The organism is Rhizobium sp. SL42 (assembly GCF_021729845.1).
Classification (GTDB): Bacteria; Pseudomonadota; Alphaproteobacteria; order Rhizobiales; family Rhizobiaceae; genus Allorhizobium.
Genome location: NZ_CP063397.1, coordinates 2,375,108 through 2,401,291, shown reverse-complemented (window position 1 = coordinate 2,401,291; position 26,184 = coordinate 2,375,108). Strand labels below are relative to the sequence as shown.

At 61.8% G+C, this 26,184-nt stretch carries 25 protein-coding genes and 1 tRNA gene; 4 read left to right on the top strand and 22 right to left on the bottom strand.

What is annotated here, in order from left to right; genetic code table 11:
• Positions 1-37 precede the first annotated feature (37 nt).
• From tig to IM739_RS11395, 5 genes are all read right to left on the bottom strand, one after another.
• Positions 38-1,519, bottom strand: coding sequence for a trigger factor (tig, locus tag IM739_RS11415; protein WP_237367881.1), 1,482 nt, complete (start codon positions 1,517-1,519; stop codon positions 38-40).
• A 183-nt stretch (positions 1,520-1,702) separates the two neighbouring features.
• Positions 1,703-1,787, bottom strand: a tRNA-Leu gene (locus IM739_RS11410).
• Between the two features lie 161 nt (positions 1,788-1,948).
• Complete coding sequence (locus IM739_RS11405) at positions 1,949-2,524, bottom strand: GDYXXLXY domain-containing protein (RefSeq protein ID WP_237367880.1); 576 nt, start codon at positions 2,522-2,524, stop codon at positions 1,949-1,951.
• Complete coding sequence (locus tag IM739_RS11400; protein ID WP_237367879.1) at positions 2,521-3,630, bottom strand: DUF2157 domain-containing protein; 1,110 nt, start codon at positions 3,628-3,630, stop codon at positions 2,521-2,523. Before IM739_RS11400 ends, IM739_RS11405 begins: the two co-directional genes overlap by 4 nt.
• Positions 3,612-3,944 carry a hypothetical protein gene (locus IM739_RS11395; protein ID WP_237367878.1) on the bottom strand — a complete coding sequence of 111 codons (333 nt, stop codon included), beginning with the start codon at positions 3,942-3,944 and terminating at the stop codon, positions 3,612-3,614. The genes IM739_RS11400 and IM739_RS11395 overlap by 19 nt, the downstream gene beginning before the upstream one ends.
• A 416-nt stretch (positions 3,945-4,360) precedes the next feature.
• Between IM739_RS11395 and IM739_RS11390 the strand changes: the two genes are divergently transcribed.
• The 3 genes from IM739_RS11390 (at position 4,361) to trmFO (ending at position 6,563) form a co-directional block, all read left to right on the top strand.
• On the top strand, positions 4,361-4,507 hold the full coding sequence (locus IM739_RS11390; protein WP_007606945.1) for a DUF1127 domain-containing protein: 147 nt from the start codon (positions 4,361-4,363) through the stop codon (positions 4,505-4,507).
• Between the two features lie 303 nt (positions 4,508-4,810).
• On the top strand, positions 4,811-4,954 hold the full coding sequence (locus IM739_RS24130; RefSeq protein ID WP_007606944.1) for a DUF1127 domain-containing protein: 144 nt from the start codon (positions 4,811-4,813) through the stop codon (positions 4,952-4,954).
• Between the two features lie 199 nt (positions 4,955-5,153).
• Positions 5,154-6,563 carry a methylenetetrahydrofolate--tRNA-(uracil(54)-C(5))-methyltransferase (FADH(2)-oxidizing) TrmFO gene (gene trmFO / locus IM739_RS11380; protein ID WP_237367877.1) on the top strand — a complete coding sequence of 470 codons (1,410 nt, stop codon included), beginning with the start codon at positions 5,154-5,156 and terminating at the stop codon, positions 6,561-6,563.
• Positions 6,564-6,593: 30 nt separating this feature from the next.
• On the opposite strand, the gene IM739_RS11375 is transcribed toward trmFO, so the two are convergent.
• From IM739_RS11375 to yajC, 5 genes are all read right to left on the bottom strand, one after another.
• Positions 6,594-7,052 (bottom strand): hypothetical protein, encoded by a 459-nt coding sequence (locus IM739_RS11375; protein WP_237367876.1) that lies wholly within the window; start codon positions 7,050-7,052, stop codon positions 6,594-6,596.
• Positions 7,053-7,169: 117 nt separating this feature from the next.
• A complete protein-coding gene (locus tag IM739_RS11370; RefSeq protein ID WP_237367875.1) occupies positions 7,170-8,024 on the bottom strand; it encodes a phytoene/squalene synthase family protein in 855 nt (284 codons plus the stop codon).
• A 17-nt stretch (positions 8,025-8,041) separates the two neighbouring features.
• A complete protein-coding gene (locus tag IM739_RS11365) occupies positions 8,042-8,440 on the bottom strand; it encodes an Mth938-like domain-containing protein (protein ID WP_237367874.1) in 399 nt (132 codons plus the stop codon).
• 4 nt (positions 8,441-8,444) lie between these two features.
• Positions 8,445-11,006, bottom strand: a complete 2,562-nt coding sequence (gene secDF, locus IM739_RS11360; protein ID WP_237367873.1) for a protein translocase subunit SecDF — start codon at positions 11,004-11,006, stop codon at positions 8,445-8,447.
• Between the two features lie 65 nt (positions 11,007-11,071).
• Entirely contained in the window at positions 11,072-11,419 is a 348-nt protein-coding gene (gene yajC / locus IM739_RS11355) for a preprotein translocase subunit YajC (RefSeq protein ID WP_007608272.1), read from the bottom strand.
• A 209-nt stretch (positions 11,420-11,628) separates the two neighbouring features.
• Here yajC and IM739_RS11350 point away from each other — a divergent pair, with 209 nt between their 5' ends.
• Positions 11,629-12,507, top strand: a complete 879-nt coding sequence (locus IM739_RS11350) for an ATP-binding protein (RefSeq protein WP_237367872.1) — start codon at positions 11,629-11,631, stop codon at positions 12,505-12,507.
• A gap of 53 nt (positions 12,508-12,560) precedes the next feature.
• On the opposite strand, the gene IM739_RS11345 is transcribed toward IM739_RS11350, so the two are convergent.
• The 12 genes from IM739_RS11345 to IM739_RS11290 form a co-directional block, all read right to left on the bottom strand.
• Positions 12,561-14,144, bottom strand: a complete 1,584-nt coding sequence (locus IM739_RS11345; protein ID WP_237367871.1) for a peptidoglycan DD-metalloendopeptidase family protein — start codon at positions 14,142-14,144, stop codon at positions 12,561-12,563.
• Positions 14,145-14,352: 208 nt separating this feature from the next.
• A complete protein-coding gene (locus IM739_RS11340) occupies positions 14,353-15,006 on the bottom strand; it encodes a protein-L-isoaspartate(D-aspartate) O-methyltransferase (protein ID WP_237367870.1) in 654 nt (217 codons plus the stop codon).
• Positions 15,003-15,773 carry a 5'/3'-nucleotidase SurE gene (gene surE, locus IM739_RS11335; protein ID WP_237367869.1) on the bottom strand — a complete coding sequence of 257 codons (771 nt, stop codon included), beginning with the start codon at positions 15,771-15,773 and terminating at the stop codon, positions 15,003-15,005. The genes IM739_RS11340 and surE overlap by 4 nt, the downstream gene beginning before the upstream one ends.
• 33 nt (positions 15,774-15,806) lie before the next feature.
• The gene (serS, locus tag IM739_RS11330) at positions 15,807-17,090 is read right to left on the bottom strand and encodes a serine--tRNA ligase (RefSeq protein WP_237367868.1); all 1,284 of its coding nucleotides are present in this window, start codon (positions 17,088-17,090) and stop codon (positions 15,807-15,809) included.
• A gap of 106 nt (positions 17,091-17,196) precedes the next feature.
• On the bottom strand, positions 17,197-18,006 hold the full coding sequence (gene tatC, locus IM739_RS11325) for a twin-arginine translocase subunit TatC (RefSeq protein ID WP_237367867.1): 810 nt from the start codon (positions 18,004-18,006) through the stop codon (positions 17,197-17,199).
• Complete coding sequence (tatB, locus tag IM739_RS11320; RefSeq protein ID WP_237367866.1) at positions 18,003-18,779, bottom strand: Sec-independent protein translocase protein TatB; 777 nt, start codon at positions 18,777-18,779, stop codon at positions 18,003-18,005. The genes tatC and tatB overlap by 4 nt, the downstream gene beginning before the upstream one ends.
• 121 nt (positions 18,780-18,900) lie before the next feature.
• Positions 18,901-19,128, bottom strand: coding sequence for a twin-arginine translocase TatA/TatE family subunit (locus IM739_RS11315; protein ID WP_007608253.1), 228 nt, complete (start codon positions 19,126-19,128; stop codon positions 18,901-18,903).
• 13 nt (positions 19,129-19,141) lie between these two features.
• On the bottom strand, positions 19,142-20,269 hold the full coding sequence (locus IM739_RS11310; protein WP_237367865.1) for an ABC transporter ATP-binding protein: 1,128 nt from the start codon (positions 20,267-20,269) through the stop codon (positions 19,142-19,144).
• A 100-nt stretch (positions 20,270-20,369) separates the two neighbouring features.
• Entirely contained in the window at positions 20,370-21,104 is a 735-nt protein-coding gene (scpB, locus tag IM739_RS11305; protein WP_237367864.1) for an SMC-Scp complex subunit ScpB, read from the bottom strand.
• Positions 21,105-21,111: 7 nt separating this feature from the next.
• Complete coding sequence (locus IM739_RS11300) at positions 21,112-21,981, bottom strand: segregation and condensation protein A (RefSeq protein WP_442981040.1); 870 nt, start codon at positions 21,979-21,981, stop codon at positions 21,112-21,114.
• Positions 21,981-23,006, bottom strand: a complete 1,026-nt coding sequence (gene nagZ, locus IM739_RS11295) for a beta-N-acetylhexosaminidase (protein ID WP_237367863.1) — start codon at positions 23,004-23,006, stop codon at positions 21,981-21,983. The genes IM739_RS11300 and nagZ overlap by 1 nt, the downstream gene beginning before the upstream one ends.
• Positions 23,007-23,134: 128 nt before the next feature.
• On the bottom strand, positions 23,135-26,125 hold the full coding sequence (locus tag IM739_RS11290; RefSeq protein WP_237367862.1) for an SPOR domain-containing protein: 2,991 nt from the start codon (positions 26,123-26,125) through the stop codon (positions 23,135-23,137).
• Positions 26,126-26,184 lie beyond the last annotated feature (59 nt).

The following is a 26,184-nucleotide window of genomic DNA, read 5'->3' as shown; positions in this document are numbered from 1 at the left end:
GCGGCCTTTTGCAATTTCAGTCGGTGCCTACCGAAGATTATTCGGCGTCGCCTTCAGCGGCCTTCTTCTTCGGGGCTGCCTTCTTCTTCGGAGCGGCTTCTTCGCCTTCGGCGGCGTCGTCAGCCTTGGCAGCAGCCTTCTTCTTGGCAGCGGTCTTCTTGGCGGGCTTGTCGCCGTCTTCAGACTCGTCGTCAGCCATCAGCTCTTCCTTCGACACGGACTTGTCCGTGACGCTCACTTCGGCGAGCAACTTGTCGATGACCTTCTCTTCGAAGATCGGCGCGCGCAGCGAAGCCGATGCGCCCGGCGTGTTGCGGAAGAAGTCGAGGATCTGCTTTTCCTGACCCGGGAACTGCTGCAGCTGGGCAAACAGCGAACGCTGCATTTCCTCGTCGGTGACTTCGATACCGGCCTTTTCGCCGATTTCGGACAGAACGAGGCCGAGACGGACGCGACGCTCGGCCAGCGCGCGGTATTCGTCGCGGGCTGCTTCTTCGGTCGTGTCTTCGTCAGCAAAGGTCTTGCCGGACTGTGCGAGATCGGTGTTGATCTGGCGCCAGATGTTGTCGAACTCGGCGTCGATCAGCTTCGACGGAGCGTCGAACTTGTAGAGCGCATCGAGCTGGTCGAGGATCTGACGCTTGACCTTCTGGCGGGTGACGTTGCCGTACTGGCTTTCGATCTGGCCGCGAACGACTTCCTTCAGCTTGTCGACCGATTCGACGCCGAGCTTGGTTGCCAGTTCGTCGTTGATCTCGAGAGCGGCCGGAGCGGCGACTTCCTTGACGGTGATGTCGAAGGTCGCTTCCTTGCCAGCCAGTTCGGCAGCCGGATATTCCGCCGGGAAGGTTACGGTGATGACCTTTTCATCGCCAGCCTTGAGGCCGACGAGCTGGGCTTCAAAGCCCGGGATGAAGCGGTTCGAACCGATAACCAGTTCTGCGTCTTCGTCCTTGCCGCCGTCGAAGGCAACGCCATCAACCTTGCCGAGATAGTCCATGGTGACGCGGTCGCCGTCGGCGGCCTTGCCCTTCTTGGTCTCGAACGTGCGGGCGTTTTCAGCAATCTTCAGGATCTGCTCCTTGATCTCGTCGTCCGAGACTTCGACCACTTCGCGAACGATCTTGATGCCGTCGACCGACTTCAGCTCGATCGGCGGGATGATTTCGTAGGACAGCGTGAATTCGAGATCGGCCTGGGCGGACAGGATCTTTTCAGCTTCGGCTTCGTCCTCTGTCATGGCGATTTCAGGCTGGGTCGCCGACTTTTCGCCGCGCTCCGACAGGATCGCGCTCGGACGGTCGCGGATGATCTCGTTGACGAGTTCAGCCATGATCGACTTGCCATACATCTTCTTCAGATGCGCGGTCGGAACCTTGCCCGGACGGAAGCCGTTGATGCGAACCTTGTCCTTGGCATCCGCCAGGCGTTCGTTCATCTGCTGTTCCATATCCTTGGCCGGGATGATGACCTTGATTTCGCGCTTCAGCCCTTCAGCGAGCGTTTCGATAATCTGCATGTTCTTACCTTCATGTCGTGGCGGCCGTGCTCGGACAGCCGGTGGTTTCACTGAGCACGACGCCGGAATTTCTTTTCCCGGACGTGGCTGCGTCGCTATCGTCAAACATATGCCAAGCAAAACGGCGCCGGACAGACGGGATCAGCAAAGGCTGCCTCTCACATCAATCCCGCGCGGCTAAGCTGGTGCGGGTAGAGAGACTTGAACTCCCACGCCTTGCGGCACCAGAACCTAAATCTGGCGTGTCTACCAATTTCACCATACCCGCGTCCAAAAGCGCATGCTGCGTGAGCGCATGGCCCCTCCGGAGCGCGCGTCTCTATATCACCCGTTTTCCGCCGCGCAAAGGAAAAATGACACCCGTCCCCGGCCAAACCATGCAGGCATTCCCGGCGTTGGCACCGGGTTTGGCGCAAAGCTTGATGACAATCAGTAGAGCGGTTCCTGATAAAGCGGAGCGCCATCCAGCATCAGCGCGCGAATCTGTGCCTGGCCGCTTTCGGAGACACGCACGGCGACGGAGACCCGACCAGTGTTGCGTCCATCCTCGATCGGGCGCCCCTCGCCTTCCGGTACATAGTAGCTCTCGATGCCGTAGGTGACCCAGACCGTGCCATCGGCGCCGGTCGGCACATCATAGGAGCGCAAGGGCAAGGTATGCAGGACCACGCTGCCATCCAATGCAGGCAATGGCTGGAAGGAGGCTTCCGCCACGGTCCAGAATCCGTCCAGGCCGGGCTTCAGCCGCACCTGCAGCGGCATCTTCTCATCGCCGACGGGCCTGTCGCCGGTGACAAGCGCCGTGGAAATCGTCGAGATGTCGTAGCTGAGAATGACGTAGTCGCCACGCAGCAGATCGCGCGGATCGACGGGCGCCGTCTTCAACAGGATCTCTGTGCCATGACGCAGAATGCTGGCCCGGCTTTCGACCATGTAACCGAGGATCGCCGTCTGGCCGAGGCAGACGGCGAGTGCTGCCAGAGCGAAGCGTCTGGTTGCGATCATGGTTGCACCTCCGTCGGACGTCGGCCGAAATGTTTCTCAAGGCGGATGACGAGAAAGGCCAGCACGGCGACCACAAGACCGGCGAGCAGGAAGAAAGCCGAGGTTCCGAGAATGCTGTCGATGGTCTCATAGGACAGGTAGAGGACCTCCAGCGCAAAGACGATATAGGCGAGGAAGCGCACCGCGCCATTGTCTCGCCCCTCAAGCGCCAGCGCCGCCAGGCACAGCGCGATCACCAGGACGGCCAGGATTGCGTTCGTCTGGCCATCGACGGCGTTGCCATGCCAATAGCCGAGACCGATGAAGGCGAGCAGCAGCGGATAGAAGGTGATCGAGGCGCCGAGCCTGCCGCGCAGTTGCGACAAAGGTGATGCCGGAAGCGCAAACGCGAAGAAGATCGCGGTGCCTACGCCGGTCATCAGGGTCGCCCAGAGCACGTCATCGCCGAGCACATAGAACCAGACGCACCAGCTCAGCAGCAGCAGATAGGCAAAATGCTTGGCCGGATCGGTCTTGGTCCAGACGGTGAGCGCGGCCAGAACGACCGCTGCTGCCGGTGGCCAGTAGGAGGCCAGTTCATGCCAGCGGAAATCATAGTCGAATCGATCGATGATCGTCCAGAACACGACGAAGGACAGAATGCCGGCCATCACGGTCAGCGCGCCTGAGCGGAAAAATGCCGCAGAGACGGCGGTGACGACGAACCACAACAGCATGGCGGAGAATGTGTCACCCGACAGATGATAGAGTTGGCCGATCAGGGAAATCGCGCCGCCGAAACTGGCGGCTCCCAGCACAAGGCACGCAGCCGCCAGCCGGTCCGCATCCCGCGACCGGGCAAACAGCGCCGCCAGATGGAAGACCCAGATCAGCGCGACAATGCCGATGACCTTGGTCAGGCGCGGGATCGCCTGCCAATTCGACGCGACCAGCAACAGCACCGAGGCGGCAACCAACACCGCCGCCAGCATGACCAGCACGGTGCCGACGCTGAAGGCCGAGCGCCTCGAATCGACATCGGCGAGCAGGCGCCCGGCGGTCGTCTCGTCGATCAGCCCCTTGCGGGTCCATTCCTGCAAGTCCCGTTTCAAATGACCGCGATACATGCGTCCCCCGCAATCGATCCCATTGCCGATCCCATTGCCTCGCCAAAGGCAAAATTACAGGATTTGCCCGAAGTCTGGAACGGTCGGAAGAGAAACTCAATCGAAGATCGGCGGCCCACGATAAAAAGGCAAAATCCCCTCAAATAGTTAGGGGCATCCGGCGGTTTATGCGCAGCACATAATCCATGCGAATTGCGCATGGCTTCCATGACGATATTGCACTGCACAAGATGCCGACTCAGGCGTATATTCATAGCCAACAAAGGGCAGTTGAAATCACGTTTCACCAGCCCCGAGTGACCGGAAACGGTCATACCTGCTTCGGCCCCGCATTATCCTCCTCCCGATGCGGGATCGAATGACCAGCGACACTCCTCCTCCCAGTCGTTGGTCTGTCAAAATGACGCTCACCGGATCCTCCCCCGGTGAGCGTTATTCGTTTTGGCCAAGCCGTTTCCCCAGCATGCCGCCAGACATTTCCGCACCAGCCGGTGCTGCCCCAATGCGCATCTGCGCCCGCGCAGCCATGCCCGCTAATGCGGCAATGCAAACTGAGAGGCAATAGCCTCAAAAAGCATCAGTTTACAGTCGATTAACCGTGTTGTTATGCGATTTACGCATGGGTGGTGTGAGGCTTTATGTCTTCAATCGTTTCGCAATGCAGCATATATTCCAGTCATCGAATTTGAACACGGCGCCGACAGTTGCGCCCAACCCATGAGGCAAGGCCATGAACATCGCTCGCTCGCTCAACAACTGGCGCAAGTATCGTCAGACCATCACCGAACTCGGCCGCATGTCGGACCGCGAACTGCGTGACCTCGGCATTGGCCGCGAAGACATCCGTCGCGTCGCCCGCCACGCAGTCAACAGCTAATTCCGTCTCGGCGCCCAGGCGTCGGACAATTTGATCGATCTCAAGGCCTCCCGCTTGCGGGAGGCCTTTTGCGTTTCTGCCTCGCGCAATTTTCACAATGAAATCATGCGGCAAGATGGCCGGAACGCAGATGCCTAATTTCTGCGCTCTGCTGCTAATATCGTCATCATCATGCACAAACGCATAGCAGTCGCCTAGAATTTGCACTGCACAATCTTATTCTACGGGCGTATAAGAAGCTCAATCGCTGAGGCGGAAACGAACCGCCAGATCAGCAACCAAGATCCCACAAGGAAAACGACCATGAACCCGCTTCGCATTGCAAAAAACTGGATGAGCTATCGCCGCACTCTCGCTGAACTCGGCAACCTGTCGAACCAGACCCTCAGCGACATCGGCATCACCCGCTACGAAATCCGCAACATCGCTTCGCGCTCCTTCCGTTAATCGGAAGCCCGCCCTTGCGGCGACGGCATCAGGCGACGACTGTCAGACGGCACCTTGGGTGCCGTTTTTGATTCCAGGCCCTGTGCTGGCCTCTGCTCTGCATACCGCATTTGACCCATCCTGATTCGTGCGCGTTTTGCGTCCCGGATGTAGCGCAAAGCATGGACCTGCCGAGCCGCGCCATGATATGGAGCCGCTCATGACACACATCACCCTTTCCCCCATTCACATCATCGGCGGCGGCCTTGCCGGGTCGGAAGCCGCTTGGCAGGTTGCACAGGCCGGCGTTCCGGTCATTCTGCACGAAATGCGCGGCGTGCGCGGCACCGATGCCCACAAGACCGACAGCCTGGCCGAACTGGTCTGCTCCAATTCGTTCCGCTCCGACGATGCGACGGCCAATGCTGTCGGCGTCATCCATGCGGAGATGCGGCTTGCCGGATCGCTGATCATGGCCTGCGCCGATCGCCATCAGGTGCCGGCAGGCGGCGCGCTCGCCGTCGACCGCGACGGTTTTGCCGAAGCGGTGACCGCAGAGATCGACAAACATCCGCTGATTACCGTGGTGCGCGAGGAAGTCGCCGGCCTGCCGCCGGAAGACTGGGACCAGGCCATCATCGCCACCGGTCCGCTCACCTCTCCCGATCTCGCCGAGGCCATCCGCGCCAAGACCGGCGAGGATGCACTTGCCTTCTTTGACGCCATTGCACCGATCGTGCATCGCGACAGCATCAACATGGACATCTGCTGGTACCAGTCACGCTACGACAAGGTGGGACCAGGCGGCACGGGCAAGGACTATATCAACTGCCCGATGGACGAAGCCCAGTACAACGCCTTTCTCGACGCGCTGATCGCCGGCGACGCGGTCGGCTTCAAGGAATGGGAAGGCACACCCTATTTCGACGGTTGCCTGCCGATCGAGGTCATGGCCGAGCGCGGTCGTGAAACCCTTAGGCACGGTCCGATGAAGCCGATGGGCCTGACAAACGCGCATAATCCGACCGTCAAGGCCTATGCCGTCGTGCAGTTGCGCCAGGACAACGCGCTCGGCACGCTCTACAACATGGTCGGCTTCCAGACGAAATTGAAATACGGCGCCCAGGCTGAAATCTTCCGGATGATTCCGGGTCTGGAAAATGCGGAATTTGCACGCCTCGGCGGCCTGCATCGCAATACCTATATCCACTCCCCGACATTGCTCGACCCGACGCTGCAGCTGAAGGGTCGCACGGGCCTGCGCTTTGCCGGTCAGATCACCGGCTGCGAAGGCTATGTCGAGAGTGCATCGATCGGCCTGCTGGCCGGACGTTTCGCTGCGGCGGAACGCAAGGGCGAAGAGATCAGCCTGCCGCCAGCAACCACTGCGCTCGGTTCCCTGCTTAACCACATCACCGGCGGTCATCTCGTCTCGCATGATGAGCCGGGCAAACGGTCATTTCAGCCGATGAACATCAATTTCGGCCTGTTTCCCGAGCTGGAACCCGGCTCAATCGTCAAGCCGGAAGGCGTCAAGCGCTTCCGTGGCAAGGACAAGACAGTGATGAAGCGGCAGCTTGTGGCCCAACGCGCGCTTGCCGACTGCAAGGCATGGCTCGGCCTCGCTTAGTCGCAAAAGTCCGAATCGCGCTGCTGCCGATCAAGTGGTCGGCAGCCCCTTTGGAGCCGGATCGAGATCAGCCGGCCCGACATAGTTGCCAAGAAGCCAGAGTGACACTTCTGCCGCGTCGGCCGCCGAAGCGAAGGTGAACTCGCCATTGTGGGATGGCGAATCGAGAAACTCGACCGCAAAGCCCTTGCCATTGGCCAGGTTGCGGACCCGCACGGTACCCGGCTCGATCAGATGGCAGGCATAGTGGTTGCGCAAGGTGCGCATGATACCGGCCTTGTTGTCGTGCAGGCGGACAAAGACGGCCTTGGCATCTGCCGTTGCGTGAAGGCTGCGAATGGCTTCCTGCGGGAAGGCGCGGCCAAATTCGAGGATCGCCAGACCGGTGTCCTGCAATCCATCCTCTTCCTTATGTCTTGCCATGCGGGTGGAATAGAATGCGAGAGCAACGACTATTCCCAACAGGACCGCCCAAGTTACCACGCTCACCTTAAATCTCCCGCCGAGGCAATTGCATCATCATCAGTGATCTAGCAGCCGAGCCTTGCGTGAGCGTGACGCCGGCCGGCCGCATCCGTCCACGAGACAGTTCACCGGAAGGTCAGGTCAGATCCGCCCGGAGACCAGCGTCGCCATCATGCGCAACTGTCGGCGCCATTGCGGCGGACGGATGTCGTGGTCGAGGATTGCAGCCCCCTTGCCGCGCGCGGACAACAAGACCTTCTGCGCCAGTGTCATCGGCAGATAGGCCGGCAGAATGGAGCGAGCCGGGCGGCCGGAACGCCGGGCCTTTTCCAGATGATCGAGACCCAGACCGGCAAAGGCTTCGATCGCCGCCGACAGCCGCACCCTGTCAGAACCCTTGAGCAGGTCTGGACCGTCCAGGCCAACGGCGCGCAAAATTTCCAGCGGCAGATAGATCTGTCCGCGCGACCGATGGATCGGCAGCAGCAAGAGGCAACCGGCAACCGCCTGGGCGACACCCGCATGGCCGGCGGTTTCCGCGGAGGATGCCGCAGCAGCGGGATCGAGAACCAGGCTTGCCAGCTGGATCAGGGCGGCAGCCGTCTCACCGGCATAGCCCTCGAACATGCTGACCGTTTCCATCGGGTCGTCATAGAGGTCGAAGATACGGGCATCGGCCATGGCAGCCAGCGGCCCGAACGGCAGGTGGTAGGTCTGCATGGCCTGCAGCAGTTCGGCTGCCACCGGATTGGCATCCGAAGCACCATGGGCAATACCCTGCAGCAGATCGCGCCAGTATTGCAGCCGCACCTCGCCGGGAAGCGGTTCGCGAACGAGATCACGGACCCGCGCCAGTTCGGCATTGTAGGCATAAAGCGCCGCAACGCCGGCACGGCGGTCGACTGGCGTCAGAATAGCGGCAAGATAACGGTCTCGATCGTAGTCGCGCAATGCTGCAAGGCACAGCGCCTCGTTGGCCGGTTTCGTCTCGCTCAAGGCGCACCTATTTCGGTTCAGACCGCAACCAGCGCGGCGGCAACCGGACGCTGCTCGGCCAGCATGATATTGTATGTGCGGACCGCGGCTCCGGTTCCCATCGGATCCGTGGCAATGCCGCGCTGCTTGAGGGCGGCCCGGACATCCGGATCCACCAGGCGCATCTGCTTGCCGGTGCCCAGCAAGAGAAACTCGATGCCGCTCTCTGCCAACACGCGCTCGAAAACGGCAAGCGTCAGTTCGTCGCCTTCATTGACATCCCAGCCATAGACGCCGGACGGCAGCAACAGAAGCGAGCCGCGATGCGACATGTCGGCAAATCGAAACCCGCCATTGCCATAGGCATCAATCGGCGCCCGGCCGGGGAAATGAGCCTCGCGGATGACGATGCCCTTGTCTCCGAAGCCGAACGCCATTCGATCAGGCTCCTGCCTTGGCGGCTGTCTTCGTAGCCTTGTCGCCCTTGTCGTCGTCCTGCTGGAAGCTTTCGGGGCGAAGCCGGAATGCGATCAACACCGGTGCAGCGATGTAGATCGACGAGAAGGTGCCGATCAATACGCCGAACAGCATGGCCAGGGTGAAGGACGAGATGACCTCGCCGCCGAACATGTAAAGCGCAAGCAGGGCAAGCAGCGTTGTCGAACCGGTCAAAACGGTACGCGACAGCGTCTGATTGATCGAGATATCGATCAACACATTGAGCGGCATCTTCTTGTAGCGCCGCAGGTTCTCGCGCATTCGGTCATAAACGACGACCGTGTCATTGAGCGAGTAGCCGATGATCGTCAGGATCGCGGCGATACTGGTCAGGTTGAATTCCAGTCCGAGGAAGACAAACAGGCCGATCGTCAGGATCACGTCATGCATGGTCGCGATGATCGCGCCGACGGCAAACTGCCATTCGAAGCGGAACCAGATGTAGATCAGGATGAAGAGCAGCGACACGGCCACGCCGAGCGTCGCAGTGAAGGTCAAGTCACTCGAAACAGATGGACCGACAACTTCCACACGGCGGAATTCATACTGTTCCTCGAGTTCGCCGCGCACCTTGGCTATGGCGGACTGCTCCGCGTTTTCGCCACCTTCCTGCGCCTGCAGGCGGATCAGCACGCTCGCATCGCCGCCGAAGCCCTGCGCCTGGATTTCGCCCAGATTGAGCTGGCTCAGTCGCTCGCGGATATCGGAGATATCGGCATTGCCGTTGCGGGCCTGCGCCTCGATGATCGAGCCGCCCTTGAAGTCGATGCCAAGGTTCATGCCAAGCGTTGCAAAGCCAGCGAGCGATATGAAGGCCAGCGTCCCGGCCAACGCAAACGTGTAGTTGCGAACAGCCATGAAGCGAATGTTCTGGGCGTCGAAGATACCGGTGCGTACGCCCTTCGGGATATGCTTCGGACGCTTCCAGCGGAACCACATGGCCATCAGCCACTGGGTCATGGTGAAGGCGGTAAAGACGGTGGTCACGATACCGACCGCAAGCGTCACGGCAAAGCCGCGCACCGGACCGGATCCGAGGAAGAACAGAACGACGGCCGCAATCAACGTCGTCAGGTTGGCATCGACGATGGTGGCAAAGGCCTTGGTGAAACCGGTGTCGATCGCCTGGTGCAAGGGCCGGCCGGCCTTCGCCTCTTCGCGGATACGTTCATAGACCAGAACGTTGGAATCGACCGCCATGCCCATGGTGAGCACGATACCAGCAATACCTGGCAGGGTCAGCGTCGAACCGATCAGGCTCAACACCGCCAGGATCATGGCAACGTTGGCGGCAAGCGCGATGTTCGCCATGACGCCCCAGGAACCGTAAAAGGCGATCATAAAGAACACGACGAAGAGTGCACCGATGCCACTGGCGACGACACCGGCGTTGATCGAATCCGCGCCAAGGCCCGGACCGACGGTACGCTCTTCGACCACCGTGAGGGTCGCCGGAAGCGCGCCGGCGCGCAGCAGCACGGCGAGATCGTTTGCGCCTTCAACGGTAAAATTGCCTGAGATCTGGCCGGATCCGCCGAGGATCGGCTCGCGAATGACCGGAGCCGAAATCACCTGCTGGTCAAGCACGATGGCGAAGGGCCGACCGACGTTCTGCTGCGTTGCCTGAGCAAAACGCTGGGCGCCGCGGCTGTCGAACCGGAAGCTGACAACGGGTTCGTTGCTGCGCTGGTCGAAGGACGCCTGGGAATCGACGAGATTTTCGCCGGAGACCAGCGCACGCTTCTCGATCAGGTAGGGAACGGCCGGATCGTCGGTCGAATAGAGGATTTCAGACGACGGAGGCGGACGATTGTTCATCGCCTCGGTCACCGGCATCGAGGTGTCGACCATGTGGAAGGACAGCTTGGCCGTCTGGTTGAGCAGTGATTTCAGGCGCTGTGGATCGGTCAGACCCGGAACCTGGACGATGATTCGATCGGCGCCCTGGCGCTGGATAAGGGGTTCGGTCGTGCCAAGTTCATCGACGCGGCGGCGAACCACCTCCATCGACTGGGTCAACGCCGACGACACACGGTAGTCGATGCCGGCATCCGTGAGGTTCAACCGCAGAAGGCCGCCTTCCTGTTGTTCAAGCGTGACTTCCGCAATCGATCCGCCCGTCAGGCCGCCGGCGCTCACCGGATCGGTCAATGTGCGCAGCGCCTCGACGGCTGCCTCGACCTTGTCAGCATCGGTGATGCGGACCTGGACCTGCTGGCCGACGCCGGACAGGCCGGTGTAGCGAATGCTTGCATCGCGCAATTGCGCGCGGATATCGCCAACAACGGTTTCCAGCCGCTCCTTGACGATATCCGCACGCTCAAGCTTGAGCATGATGTGCGATCCGCCCTGAAGATCGAGGCCAAGCGTTACCTTGTTGGTCGGGAACCAGGATGGGAAAGCCGACAATTCTTCATCGCTGAAGGCGTTGGGCAAAGCCAACAGGACGCTGACCAGGACGGTCAACCAGATAAACACTGTCTTCCAGCGAGAAACGTATAACATGGCACTCTCAGAAATGAGGCGTCGAACAAAACGCAAAGGCCGGCGCGAGGCCGGCCTGGCGATGATTAGGAGGCAGCGTCCGTCTTGACGGGCTCGCCCTTGACGCGGACTTCGGCAATATAGGTGCGCATGGCACGAACCTTGACGCCGTCGGCGATTTCAACTTCGAGTTCGTTGTCGTCGACCACCTTGGTGACCTTACCGACGAGGCCGCCGCCGAGAACAACCTGGTCGCCGCGACGAATTGCGGACAGCGATTCCTGGCGCTTCTTCAACTGGGCGCGCTGCGGGCGAATCAGGAAGAAATACCAGACCACCATCAACGGTGCGAACAGCAGCAGCATTTCGAACCCGGAACCCATCGCGCTCGGAGCTGCGGTCGTTCCCTGGGCAAAGGCCTGCGTGATAAACATGAAAAACTCCTATGAAGACAAGCGGCAGGCTTCACGGCCCCCGCGTTCAGGTCGCCGGAATATAGTGACCAAGCCTGCGAATGCAACAAAAACAGCGTGCCTGCGTACCATTTTCCCGGCTCTTACCCTTTCAGTGGAAAATTCGCCATGATACCCGGCGGACAAGGGGCCTTCGAGGCCCGATGAATGCAGATCGCAAGGAGGTTGCCATGAGTGATGACACGACGCTGGCTCTGCTGGGTGAAGTCAAACGGCTGGCCGACGCCATCGAGCGGCTGGCCGGACCACCCCCGGTGGTCAACGATTGGAGCGCCGCCGACTGTTTTGTCTGGAACGCGGCGCGTCATCATCTTCAGCCTGTCGTGCGGCCCAACCGCGTCGAACTGCAGTTGATCCGCGGCGTCGATCATGTGCGCGACATCCTGCAGGACAACACGTTGCGCTTTGCCGAAGGATTTCCGGCCAACAATGTCCTGCTCTGGGGAGCCCGCGGCATGGGCAAGTCATCGCTGGTCAAGGCCGTGCATGCCGATATCCGCAAGACGACCGGCGTTTCGCTGAAGCTGGTCGAGGTCCATCGCGAGGATATTTCCAGCCTGCCGGGCCTTCTGGATATTCTCAAGATCGCCGAGCACCGGATCATCGTTTTCTGCGACGACCTGTCGTTCGACCATGACGATACCGCCTACAAGTCGCTGAAGGCGGCCCTCGACGGCGGCATCGAGGGACGGCCGGACAATGTGTTGTTTTACGCAACCTCGAACCGTCGCCATCTCTTGCCGCGCCATATGATGGAAAACGAGCAGTCGACGGCGATCAATCCTTCCGAAGCCGTCGAGGAAAAAGTCTCTCTGTCTGATCGCTTCGGCCTTTGGCTCGGCTTCCACAAATGCAGCCAGGACGATTATCTGACGATGATTGATGGCTATGCCGATCATTTCAAACTGCCGCTCGACAAGACGCAACTGCATCACGAGGCGCTGGAATGGGCGACAACGCGCGGCGGCCGATCCGGCCGCGTTGCCTGGCAATATATCCAGGATCTCGCCGGACGGATGCGCATTTCAGTCGACCGTCCACAAGCCTGAACGAAAAAGGCCCGGGTTCCCCCGGGCCTTTCTCACTACCTGGTACGCAAAACCTATTCCAGGAAAGTCATTGGATTGACCGGCGATGCGTTCTTGCGCACTTCGAAATGCAGCATCGGCCGCTTGACGTTGCCGCTCATGCCGGACGTGGCGATCGTCTGACCGCGCTGCACCTTCTGGCCGCGCTGAACGTCCAGAGCATCGGCATGACCGTAGACGGTGACGGTACCGTCGTCGTGACGGACGAGGACAGTGTTGCCGAGTTCCTTCAGCCCGTTGCCGGCATAGATGACCACGCCATTTTCAGCCGCCTTGACCGGGGTACCCGTGGGAACCGAGATCGAGATGCCGTCGCTGCGCTTGCCATCGACATTGGCGCCGAAACCGGCAATCACCGCACCGCGTGCCGGCCAGCGATACTTGCCGATGCCGGTTGCTTCCGGTGCTGCCGATTCGGTATCGACGGAGGCGACTTCGCTGACCGACTTGGTCGCGGTCGGCGCCTTGTAACCGGCAGGCTGGTTGCCGGCGGTTGATGCCGCAGGCACGGATGCCGTCTTGACCAGGTCGCTTGCCGGAGCCGCCTTGGCGACGCCAGCGCCGTTTGCCGGAATCCTCAGTGTCTGGCCGATACGAATATTGGCGGTGGTCAGGCCGTTCGCCTTTTTCAACTGTTCAACCGGCGTGCCTGTCGCCTTGGCAATACGGGCCAGTGAATCGCCCGGCTTCACCACATAGCTGCCGGGTGCATCGCCCTCGCCCGCGCCGGAGAGTGCCTTGCCATTGGCGCTGGCGGACGCCGTCTGCTGCTTTTCGCGCGAATTGAGCGAGGTCGGCAGAACCGCCACGTTCTGCTGCTGGTCGGGCAGGATCGGCTTCTTGCCGTCGAGCGGAACAGCCGACGAATCCGAGGCCGCGCGGGCTGCATTCGCACCGCCGCCGAAGGTCGGAATGATGACCATCTGGCCGCTTGCGACATCGCTGGACTTCGACAGGCCGTTGACCCGGAGGATTTCCTTCTGCGGCACGCCGTAGCGATCCGAAAGCGTGGCGATGGTTTCACCCGGCTTCAAGGTCACACGCGCACCGTTGGTCGCGCTCCAGCCAGCGGTCCTTGGCGTGGTGCCGGTCGTCGCCGGTTCAGCCAGGTTCCTTGCGGGAGCAGCCAGCGCCACGGTCTCATTGCCGTTCTGCGCCGGTGCGCTCGGGAAGGGCTGGGCCAGAGCTTCGGCACGGGCGGTGTTGCGATCGGTTCCGCCAGACGATGCGGCGCCGATCGGTGCCGCAAGTTCGGTGCGCTGGACGGCGACCGGCGTGCTGGCGGCGCGTGCCGAGGCGGGCTGATAGGTGCTGGCGGCGGGCATGGGCTGCGCCATCGCCTGCTGCTGGGTATTGTAGTTGTAATTGGGCTGCGAGGCGACAGAGCCGCTGCCAATATTCTCGGCCGGCATGGGAGCCTGACCGTTCATTCCGGCCTGCTGACGCGGGATCGATGCCGTGGTGATATTGTCCGTGGAAAACAGCGAGCTGAAACGGGTCGCATCGGAACTGCACCCGGCCGCGGTACTGGCCAGAAGAATGGCACCGCAGAGACGGGCGAAGGGCAATCCGGCTTTCGGCGATACACTTTTACGCATGACTCGACCCACATATGACGCAACGAACTATGGGGTTTATTAAAGCGCGTTAGTGTTACCGGCCGGTTAACCGCTCGGAATCGTTGTGAACTATTTCGACATTACGCATGTAATCACTTGACCATCGGCAGGCCGGCAACACCGTGCCGCCATCCGAAACCCTCTGCCAGACAAGCGATGCGGCCAGGCAGCAGACTTCCGGCTTGCGTCAGATATGCAGGGCGATTTTCGGCTGCATCGGCAGGAAAGGCACTTCGAAGAGGTCTTCCCGCTCGAAACGACTGCCGGTCTTGGTCAGCCGAACCATGATGCAGCGCTCTGCATCGACCATGATCGGCACCAGCAACATGCCGCCCGAGACCAGCTGTTCGGCAAAAAAACGCGGCATGGAAGGATAGGCGGAGGTTGCGAAGATGCGGTCGAACGTGCCCTCGCCGGGCAGACCGTTGCTGCCGTCCACCTGACGCAGGATGACATTGCGCAAACCGAGGCTGTCGAGCCGGCGCTGCGCATTGCCGACCAGGGTGCGGTAGCGTTCGATCGAAATGACGCGTTCGGCCAGACGCGCCAGCACGGCGGTGACAAATCCGCTGCCGGTTCCGATTTCCAGCACCCGCTGGCCCGGCTTGACCTGCAGCAGCGACAGCAGGCGCACGGCCAGATCCGCCCCTTCCATGAACTGCCCACATTCGATCGGGATCGATCGGCTGGAATAGGCATTCTCGGTATATTCCGGAGCGACGAATTGCGAGCGTGGCGTCTGCTCGACGGCGGTCAGCAGGTCGATATTGCTCAAGCCTTCGGCCCGCAAACGCAGAACCAGCGCGGCAAAACCTTCCTTCTCGAGCAGAGCTGACTTCACACGCCGCTCCCGAAGCCGAGGGCTGCCGCCACGCGGTCCTGAACCGCGTAGTCGGTCATATCGAGTTTGAGCGGCGTCACGGAAATCTTTTTTTCCCGCATCGCCTGCAGATCCGTGCCGGCGCGGAAATCACCCTTGCGATCGCCGAACTGCAGCCAGAAATAGGGAACGCCGCGATTGTCGTTTCGCTCTTCGACGCTGAGGCCGAAATCAAGCTTGCCCTGCCCCGTCACCTCGACACCGGCAACCTCCTGCGGCAAGGCGCACGGGAAGTTCAGGTTGAGAAAGGTCCCAGGCGGCAGATCGACGGTGGACAGCTTGCGGATCAGATCAGGCGCATGGGTTTCGGCCACATCCCACGGAACTGGCGTGCGGGCGACGTAGTCATAAACCTGGGAGAGCGCGAAAGATCGTACGCCATGCACCGTACCCTCGATCGCGCCGGCCACCGTACCCGAATAGGTCACGTCATCGGCGATATTACCGCCGGCATTGACACCCGACAACACGAGATCCGGCTTGCGATCGAGTACCTTGCGGATCGCCATGATCACGCAGTCGGTCGGCGTGCCGCGCAGGGCAAAGCGCTTTTCGCCAACTTCGCGCAAGCGCAGCGGCTCCGACAGGGTCAGCGAATGGGCAAGGCCACTCTGATCCGTCTCGGGCGCTACGATCCAGACGTCGTCGGAGAGCGTGCGGGCGATCCGCTCGAGAACGGCCAGACCCTCGGCATGGATCCCATCGTCGTTGGTCAGCAGAATACGCATCGCCCGTTCCCTCTTTCGGCTCAACTGGCCGGCTCAGTTGGCCTTTTCGATTTTCGTCAGACCGCCCATGTAGGGCAGCAGCACGTCGGGAATAGTGATCGAGCCATCCTCGTTGAGATAGTTCTCCATGACCGCGATCAGGCAGCGACCGACTGCCGTGCCCGAGCCGTTCAGCGTGTGCACGAAGGTGGTACCCTTGCCGTCCTTGCCGCGATAGCGTGCATTCATGCGCCGCGCCTGGAAATCACCGCAGACCGAGCAGGACGAGATTTCGCGATAGGTGTTCTGCCCCGGCAGCCAGACTTCGAGGTCATAGGTCTTGCGCGAACCAAAGCCCATGTCGCCGGTGCACAGCGTCAGCGTGCGGAAATGCAGACCGAGGCGCTTCAACACCTCTTCGGCGCAGGCCGTCATGCGCTCGTGCTCGGCAATCGAACTCTCCGCATCGGTGATCGAGACGAGTTCGCATTTCCAGAACTGGTGCTGGCGCAGCATGCCGCGCGTGTCGCGACCGGCCGAGCCTGCTTCCGAGCGGAAGGACGGCGTGAGTGCCGTGAAACGCAGCGGCAGCTTTTCCTGATCGAGAATTTCCCCGGCGACGAGATTGGTCAGCGTCACTTCGGCTGTCGGAATCAGGTAGCGACCATCGGTGGTCTTGAACAGGTCTTCCTCGAATTTCGGCAGATTGCCGGTACCGTAGAGCGTTTCGGCGCGCACCATCAGCGGCGACGACACCTCCGTATAGCCATGTTCGCTGGTGTGCAGGTCGATCATGAACTGGCCGAGAGCCCGTTCCAGCCTGGCCAAAGGCCCGGTCAGCACGGTGAAGCGCGAGCCCGACAGCTTGGTGGCACGTTCAAAATCCATAAAGCCGAGCGCTTCGCCGATCTCGTAGTGCTCCTTCGCCGGATGGTTCCAACCCGGCTTCTGGCCGGTCATGCGGGTAACGACGTTGTCGTTTTCGTCCTTGCCGACTGGCACGTCATCGTGCGGAATGTTGGGAATGCGCGACAGGGCGTCCGAAAGCTCGGCGTTCAACCGGCGCTCATCCTCTTCGGCTGCCGGCATCGTATCCTTCAGATGCGCCACCTCGGCCTTCAGCCTGTCGGCCAGCGCCATGTCCTTCTGGCCCATCGCGGCCCCGATCTCCTTGGAGGCGGCGTTGCGGCGCGACTGCATGTCCTGCAGCGACTGCACGACGGAGCGGCGCTTTTCATCCAGGGCGATCAGGCTGGCGGACAGCGGCTCGGCGCCGCGCTTGGCCAGCGCAGCATCGAGAGCCTCGGGATTGTCACGGATCCACTTGATATCGAGCATTGTCGTTCCAGGTCTTGATTTGGACCGGGATCGGATCTGGCCGGCGGCCTGGTCCGGCCCCATGTCGGCATGGGTTAAACCGGCGGCGGGAATGGCGGAGACCCGCCTATTCCGTCTCGTTCAAGGCAGCCTCGACAGCGGTGGTCTTGGCCCGATTGCGCTCGACGATTCGCGCCGCATAGATGGAAATCTCGTAGAGAAGGATCGTTGGCAGCGCAAGACCGATCTGGGAAAGCGGGTCCGGCGGCGTCAGAACCGCAGCGACCACGAAGGCAATCACGATGAAATACTTGCGCTTCTCCGCAAGCCACTGGCTTTCGATGATGCCGACCCGCGCCAGGAGCGTGGTTACCACCGGTAACTGGAAAACCAGGCCGAAGGAAAAGACCAGCGTCATGATCAGGCTGAGATATTCGGAAACCTTCGGCATCAGCGAAATGGCCACTTCGCCCTCGCCCGGTGCCTGCTGCATGGCGAGGAAGAACCACATCACCATCGGGGTGAAGAAGAAATAGACCAGCGAGGCTCCCAGAAGAAACAGCAAGGGAGAGGCAACGAGGAACGGCAGGAACGCCTGGCGTTCGTTCTTGTAGAGGCCGGGGGCGACAAACTTGTAGACCTGCGATGCGATCACCGGGAAAGCGATGACCATGGCGCCAAAGGCCGCGACCTTGACCTGGGTGAAGAAGAATTCCTGCGGCGCCGTGTAGATCAGCTCTGCCTTGGAAAGATCGAGGCCCGCCCAGAGAACAGCCCATTTATAGGGAATGACCAGCAGGTTGAAGAGCTGCTTTGCGAAGAAGAAACAGACGATGAAGGCCAGGAAGAACGCACCGATCGCCCAGATGAGCCTTGAGCGCAACTCGATCAGGTGTTCGATCAACGGCTGCGGCTTGTCTTCGATTTCGCCGCTCATGCACGGTCCTCACTCTTGGTCTTGCGGGGCTTGCGCGGGGCGGCAGGCGCTGCAACCGTTCCGGCTTGCGTAACGGCAGCGACGGGTTCCGCCGTCTTCGGTCCGGCCAACTCCGAACCGCCACTCTTCGGGGCGGCGACCTTGGGTTCAGCCACCTTGCCCGCGGTCTTCGCCGCCGGCTTTGCCTTGGGAGACTTGACTGCCGTTGCGGAAGTTGCAGGTGCCGTCGTCGTTGATGCGGTCTTGCGGCTCGCCGTCTTCTTGACCGGCTGATCAATGCCCGCCGGGGATGAGGTGGCAGGCGCTGCGGCGGCCGGTGGCGTCGACGCGGCAAGATCGGCAGGCGGCGCGGTCGGCGCGATCAGGTCCGGCAGGATCGAATGTTCGACGACCGGCGCGCTGGCCACGTCGCTGGCGGCTGCAGGGTGGCTTACGGCTGCCGGCTTCTCGGAGACAGAAGGCGTATCCACCCGGCTCGCCTTCTGCAGGTCGGACTTGATGTCCTGGCCCATCTGGCGCAGCGGATTGATCGCGTCGCGCAAGGAATTGGTCGGATTGAGCGAGCGGAGATCATCGACCGATTTCTTCAGATCGTCGAGTTCCGCCTCTCGCAGGGCTTCGTCGAACTGGGAGCGGAATTCGCCCGCCGTCTGGCGAAGACGCTTCGTCATCTTGCCGAATGCGCGGATCATCGGCGGCAGGTCCTTCGGACCGACCACCACGATCAGGACTACCGCGATGACGAGCAGCTCGGTCCAGCCAATATCCAGCATTCAACGGCTCCTGATGCCATAGTCCGGCGACGCGACGATATAGCGCCATTCAATCCCGCATCCATGCGACATGAGGTCCCGGCGGCATGGGCCGCCGGAACCGGATACGGGATAAGGGGTGTTACTTGGTCTCGTCGGCCTTGTGGTCGACAGTCTTCGCGGTGGTCGCACCGGGCGTGGTCGAAGTCGAGGATGCCGTATCCTGCTCGTCCTCGTCGCTGATGCCCTTCTTGAAGCTCTTGATGCCCTTCGCAACGTCGCCCATGAGTTCCGGAATCTTGCCACGACCGAACAGCAGAAGGACAATCGCCAGGACGATGATCCAGTGCCACAAGCTGAAAGAACCCATTACCTGCCACTCCTTAGATTTGCGTTTCCCCGATGTAGGGGGTTTCTATCGATTTTTCAAACACCAAAATGTCTCGGGGATCGACTGCGATACTCACATCCCTGATAGCTGGGGATAACAGATCGGCGCGGATGCGTGCCCTTACCGGACGCTCCGTGCCCGGTATGGCGAGGTCGAGAAGTTCAACCACGCCGAGGAAGCGACGGGCAAGGATACGGGCCGGGATCGAGCCGCCGCTTTCACGTACCGAAAGACCGGACAACCTGACGGCGATCGACACGTCGCTGCCCTCCACGAACCCGGCGGCAGAAGCAGCACCCAGCGGCGTCTCCACCCTGCCGCCCGCAACCGTTCCGGTAAATTCATTGATTTCCGAAAAGAAGGCTGCGGCAAACAGATCACGCGGTCGCCGATAGAGATCGTCGGAGGATCCGACCTGGACCAGTTGACCGTCGCGCAATAGCGCGATCCGGTCCGCCATGCGCATGGCTTCCTCGGCGTCATGGGTCACCACCACGGCGGTCGCCCTGCTCTCGCGCAGGATATCCAATGTATCGGCCCGAATTGTGTCCTTCAGACGCGAGTCGAGACCGGAAAAAGGCTCGTCCATCAACAGAACGCTCGGACGCGGCGCCAGAGCGCGGGCCAGCGCCACACGCTGCTGCTCGCCGCCCGACAGCGCATGCGGATATTTGTCGGCATAGTGCGACAGCCCTACCCGCTCGAGTGCCAGCATCGCCTCGGACACGGCATCCTTCGACGGCATGGCCGTCAGGCCAAAGCGGACATTGTCCAGAACGCTCATATGGGGAAACAGGGCGAAATCCTGAAACATCAAACCGATGCCACGCTTTTCCGGCGGCAGGAAGCCCGACGGACCAGCCACTTCGCTGTCATTGATCAACAGCCGGCCGCTGGTCTGCGCCTCGATGCCGGCGGCGATGCGCAGCAGCGTCGTCTTGCCCGATCCGGATGGTCCGAGCAGACACAGGACCTCGCCCGGCTCCGCCGTCAGCGTGACGCCGCGGATCGTGTCCTTGCCGTGATAGCGGTGGTGGATGTCCTCAAAGGTCAGGCGCGCGGCAAAGGTTACACCGGCCGTGCGCTGTCCGTCTCCATGCTGGCTTCTCGCTGGGGTCATTCCGTCGTCCGCGCGGCCTGCGGCCCGCAGGGTGCGCCGCCAGGACTGAGTTCCCACCGGGCATCCGGGGGACCTGCCGGTTACCATTCAAAAGCTGACCCTATTCCTCTGCTTCACCGCCCGGAGTCAAGAGGCCGAGTTCCTCGAGATCAAGCTGTGTGATCGGATCCTCCTCTTCGGTGAGGTCATCACCACCGAACGGAAGCGGAATATTGAAATTCGACGGGATGCGCCCGGACAGGAGACCGGCACCCTTGAGTTCCTCGAGCCCCGGCAGGTCTCGCAGCTCCTCCAGACCGAAATGATCGAGAAAATCACGCGTGGTGCCGAGCGTCACCGGCCGACCCGGCGATCGGCGACGGCCGCGAAACCGCACCCAGCCCGCCTCCATCAGAACGTCCAGCGTCCCCCTGGAGGTCTGGACGCCGCGGATATCCTCGATTTCCGCCCGCGTCACCGGCTGATGATAGGCGATGATCGACAGCACTTCCAAGGCCGCGCGCGACAGCTTCTTGACCTCTGTCTCTTCGTTGCGAATGGCAAAGGACAGGTCGGCTGCCGTGCGGAACGCCCAATAGTCGTCCACCTGAACCAGATTGACGCCGCGGCTGGCATAGTCGTCCTTCAGGCGATGGAGGATCTTGCCTGCGTCGATATCGCGCGGCAGTCGCTCGGCGATGAAATGGGTCGATACCGGTTCGGCGGAGGCAAACACCAGCGCTTCGGCGATACGCAGCGCCTCGCGCTCGTCGAAAGCCCGCTGCGGATCGGCGGTCTGCCTGCTACTCTCCGAATCCTGGTCATCGATGAAATCGCTCTGGTCACTGCCGCTCATGCACGCCTCATTCCACCGATTTCAGGGCTTGGGCCTTGGGTCCACTGCGCATGAAGATCGGCTGAAATGCGCCTTCCTGGCGGATCTCCAGCCGTCCTTCGCGCACCAGCTCCAGCGAGGCGGCAAACGAACTGGCTATAGCCGTCACGCGCTCTTCCTCGCTTGGCAGATAGCGCAGCAGATAGTGTTCCAGGGCCGTCCAGTCGTCGATCTCGCCGATCATGCGTGTCAGCATGCCGCGCGCATCGACGAGCGACCACACCTTGCGGCGCTCGATCGTCACCTGCGTAACGGCCTGACGCTGGCGCAGGGATGCGTAGGCTGTCAGAAGGTCATACAGCGTGGCCTCATAGGCACTCTCCGTCCGGCGCGGCACATGTTCCGGCGCGCCGCGGGCGAACACGTCACGTCCCAGCCGATTGCGGTTGATCAGGCGCGTGGCTGCATCACGCATCGCCTCCAGCCGCTTCAGCCGGAAGGCCAGAGTCGCGGCCATTTCTTCGCCCGAGGGTCCGTCGTCCTTGGCCTGCTGCGGGATCAGCAGCCGTGACTTCAGATAGGCGAGCCAGGCCGCCATAACGAGGTAGTCGGCCGCCAGTTCAAGGCGGATACGTCGGGCGCTTTCGACAAACTGCAGATATTGCTCGGCCAGCGCCAGCACGGAAATCCGCGACAGGTCGACCTTCTGATTACGCGCCAGAAACAGCAGCAGGTCGAGCGGTCCTTCGAAGCCCGCAACATCGATCAGAAGGGCAGGATCGGTAACAGCACGGTCCTCGGCATTGTCCTGCCATAGACTGTCCATCGGCATCGGCGCCGGGGTCTCGGCGTTCGACGGACGATTGACGATCGTCGGGAGGACCGGGCCGCGCACCATCAAGCAACCGCCAAAAGCGATGCGAACTCGTCGCGCAAGGCCTGCTCGTCGCTGTCATCCGGCAGTGTGAAGGCCGCCTCGACGGCATCGGCTCTTGCCCGCGCGGCACCCGACAGCTCGGACGCTGCAGCGGCAACCGCCTGCATTTCGTCCATATGGCCATGGCAATGCAGGATGACGTCGAGCACGCCAGCAATGCGTTCAGCCCGCTCGCCGATCGTACCCTTCAGGGCGTTCATCGAAATATCGTCCGACATCAGCAGCCCTTCAAACCCGATAGACCCGCGAATGATCTCGTCGGTGACGATCCGCGACGTCGATGCCGGATGCTCCGGATCGATATCGGAATATACCACATGGCAGCTCATGGCCATCAACTCGTTGCGCAACGCCTTGAATGGCAGGAAATCATGCGCTTCCAGGTCGGCACGCGGGACCGTGACCACCGGTAGATCATGATGGCTGTCGGCCATGCCGCGGCCATGGCCCGGAATATGTTTCATCACCGGCAGAACGCCACCGGCCTTCAGGCCATCGGCCGCCGCTTGCCCGATGGCGGCAACGATCTGCGGATCAGTCGCATAGGCGCGGTCGCCGATCACGTTGCTGGCACCCTCGACCGGTACATCAAGAACCGGCAGGCAATCGACATTGATGCCGAGACGGTAAAGGTCGAAAGCGTGAAGACGCGACAGCAGCCAGGCGGCGCGAAGGCCCTTTTCCGCATCGACACGGTACAATTCGCCGATCATGGCGCCGGACGGGTAGCGTGGCGCGATCGGATCGCGAATGCGCTGCACACGGCCGCCTTCCTGGTCGATCAGAACCGGCGCGTTGCGCCCGCCAACCGTCTCGCGCATTTCCGCGACAAGGTCCCGGATCTGTCCCGCCTCGCCAATATTGCGGCCGAACAGGATGAAGCCCCAGGGTTGCTCGTCGCGATAGAATGCCTTTTCATCCGCCGTCAGGCGTTGGCCGAGGCATCCGAGGATCATGGATTTTGATGGGGTGCGTGTCTGGTTCATGGCTGAATCATAGTTCTGGAGGGAGGAAAGCCGAAGCGGGGGATCGTGCGAGGACGGGCCTCATACACAGAAAAAGAGGCGGAACCTTCGGTCCCGCCCCCTGAATTATCCAATCGAAGCTGTCATGATCATTTCGAGACCAGGCAACTGCCGCCGGCCGCGCGATATTTTTCGCACAGCGCCACGGCTTCGGCCTTGCTGCCTGCGCCGACGCGAACCCGGTAGAACGTGCCCTTGCCAGGAATGTCGGCCTTGCGGATCTCGAACGGCTGACCACCGAGCACGCTGGCAAACTTGCCGGACAGGTTGCGGTAGCTCTTCTGCGCATCGGCTTCAGACGGCAGCGAAGCGATCTGGATGGCATAGCTTCCGGACGCTGCCGGAGCCGCCGGTGCCGTTGCAGCCGGTGGCGTCGGCGTGGCAGGTGCAACGGCTGCGGTTTCCGTCGGCGCGGTCTGCGTCTCGGTTGCGGCGGGAGCAGGTGCCGGGCGCACATTGCCCTGATCCGTCACGGTGCTGACGACATTGACGGGCTGCTGGGCCGGGCGGCTTGTCGGAATCGGTGCCTTGGGATCGGGCGTACCGGTCATTTCGGCTGCCGGCGTCTCGACAGGCGCGACAGCCGCCGTCTCAACCGGCGCAGAGGCAGTCGACGTTGCGACCGGCGGAACGACGCTGGTCTCGATCGGCTTGACGACATCCGTCGTGTTGGTGGACGGCTGGCTTGGTGCGGCCAGAACCGGGGTTGCCGGCTGCTGGCCGGCCTGCGGTGCGGCGGCACTCTGGGCCTGGGTCGCCACTTCCGGAACGTCCTGGGCAACCAGCGTGCCGTCCGGACGAACGATCATCGTGCGGACCTTGCGCGGCGTGATGGTACCGGGATCCTCGGCCGCAGCAGCGGTTTCCGCAGGCTGGCCATCCGGCAGCAGACGCGGATCTTCCGTCTCGCCGACCGGGGTGGCAATCGCGCCATCCTGGCCCTCGTTTTCCATCGGCAGGTTTTCCGGAATAAGGGTCCGCTGAACCACGTCCATCGGCTCTTCTTCAGACGAAATCAGGCTGGTCTGCTTGGGATCTTCAACCCCATTGCCGGCAACGCGGTCATAGACAGCCTTATCCTGGTTGGGCACGGATTTGCCACCCGGATTTTCCGGCACGATCTTCACCGGATCCTTGTCGGCTGCAATCACCTGCGGCTCGCCGCTCGTCAATGTGCCGACGGAGCCGGTGCCGAGCCATGCATAGAGGCCGCCGGCACCGAGCAGCAGGACTACCGCGGCGGTTCCCGCCATCAGATAGGGCTTGATCCGGCGGAACCCCTGGGCCTCTCCGGCAATGGTGATATGGCCGCGCGTTTCACGTTCAAAGGTCTGCGTCGAATTCAGCGAGGTGCGGAAGTCTTCCTCGAGAGCACGTTCGAAGGCCTCGAACTCATCCAGCGGCGGCTGTGCAGCCGCTGGCTTGACCGGTGTTTCCACGGCGACGCGACCGGCACTGGGCAGCGGGGTCGCGGGCGGCGGGCTGGCCACCGGTTCGTTGAACAACGTGGCCAGTTCGGAATCGATATCGAAATCGTAGTCGGCCTGAGGTGCTGCCTGTGGGCGCGCTTCAGCCATCGGCACTTCCGGCACGTCCATGCCGGAGAAGCTTTCGATCTGCTCGTCCTGCTCGGCTATCTCGGCTGGATCGAAGCCAACGCTGTCCTCGTATTCCGGCACTGCGCGGGCAGCCGGTTCAGCAGGCAACGGCTTGGCCGGGACAGGCTCAGACCGGACCGGTTCAAATCGCACAGGTTCAAATCGAACAGGCTCGGGCCGGACGGCATCGGACATGGCCGGCTGCGGCTGGTATTGCGGTTGCGACGGTACAGCCGGCGCGAAACTCACATCAGGCTGCGGCACGCTGCGCACAACTGGCGCACTCACTGTGACCGCAGGCGCCGATGGCTCGACCCTGGCCGACGTGACATTCACCGCCGACACGAAAGCCTGGGCGGATGCGATCGGTGCGACCTGGGCCGCTGCGACAGGCCCCTCGGCAACCGGCTCGATTTCCGACAGATCCAGGTCGAGCTCGTCCAACTGCAGGTCGAAGTCATGATCAGCGAAGGGATCGAACTCCTCGTCAGCGCCCAGCGGCGGACGCTGCAATGCCTGAGACGCTGCAACCGGCGCAATTTCTGCCGGCGCGGCAGCAGCCGGCGCCACTACCGGAGGCGCGACCGGTTCAATCTTGTCGACCGGGCCGCGAATCATGTCATCGGAAAAACTGAAGCCGAAATCCGGCTCGCCCTGACCAAGGCTACGGCCCGCAGCACCGGAAACCGGCACGGCATCATCAGACTGCTCGGAGAAATCGAAGGAAAAATCGCCGAGCTCAGGCACGACAACGTCTTCGGCCTCCACCGCAGGCTCGACCGCCACGGCAGACCAATCGAAAGCCGGTTTATCAAAGGAAACCTGAACGGTCGCCTGGCGCACGGATGCAGGCTCGACGACATCCGGGGCAACAACGGAGGAAACCGGAACCGAGACAGCCTGCGGAGCCGCGGCGGGCTGCAAGACCGGCTCCACGCGTGGCGCCGGCGCAAAATTGGCCAATGGAAGACGCAGGCGCGGCACTTTCTCGACACGCTGCGGCGCGGGCGGCGCCTCGACCTCGGCCACCGCCATCTCAAGCTCGTCAGCCAGATCCAGGGCAAACGATGGCTCGTCACGGGAGGCATCACCGGCCACACCGAAGGACACCTCCGGCTCGACATCAAGCGAGACACTCTCGAACGCGCCGTCATTGGCGAAATCCGGCTCGGCGCGTGGCGCCTCATAGGACTGCGGCGCAGGCTCGAAACGTGGCGCAACAGGCTCCGGCGCCTCGTAGAACCGGTCATCCTCGACCTGATGCGACGCAGGCGCCCCATAGACCGAGAACTCGCGGAGCAGTTCATCTTCGAGATTGAAATCGGACTCCGCCGACACCGGCACCTGCGGAAGCGACATAACCGGCTCCCGCTTCAACGGCTGGTCGAAACCGACAATGCGGGCAAGCTCCGCCAACGGATCATCATCCGCGAAGCTGTCGCTCTGCGATCGTATGCTGTTTGCGGCCTGCTTCTGTACCATTACCTATTTCCACTCATTCACGCGACAATACGCTTGCCAGTGCAATGCGGGGAAATGGT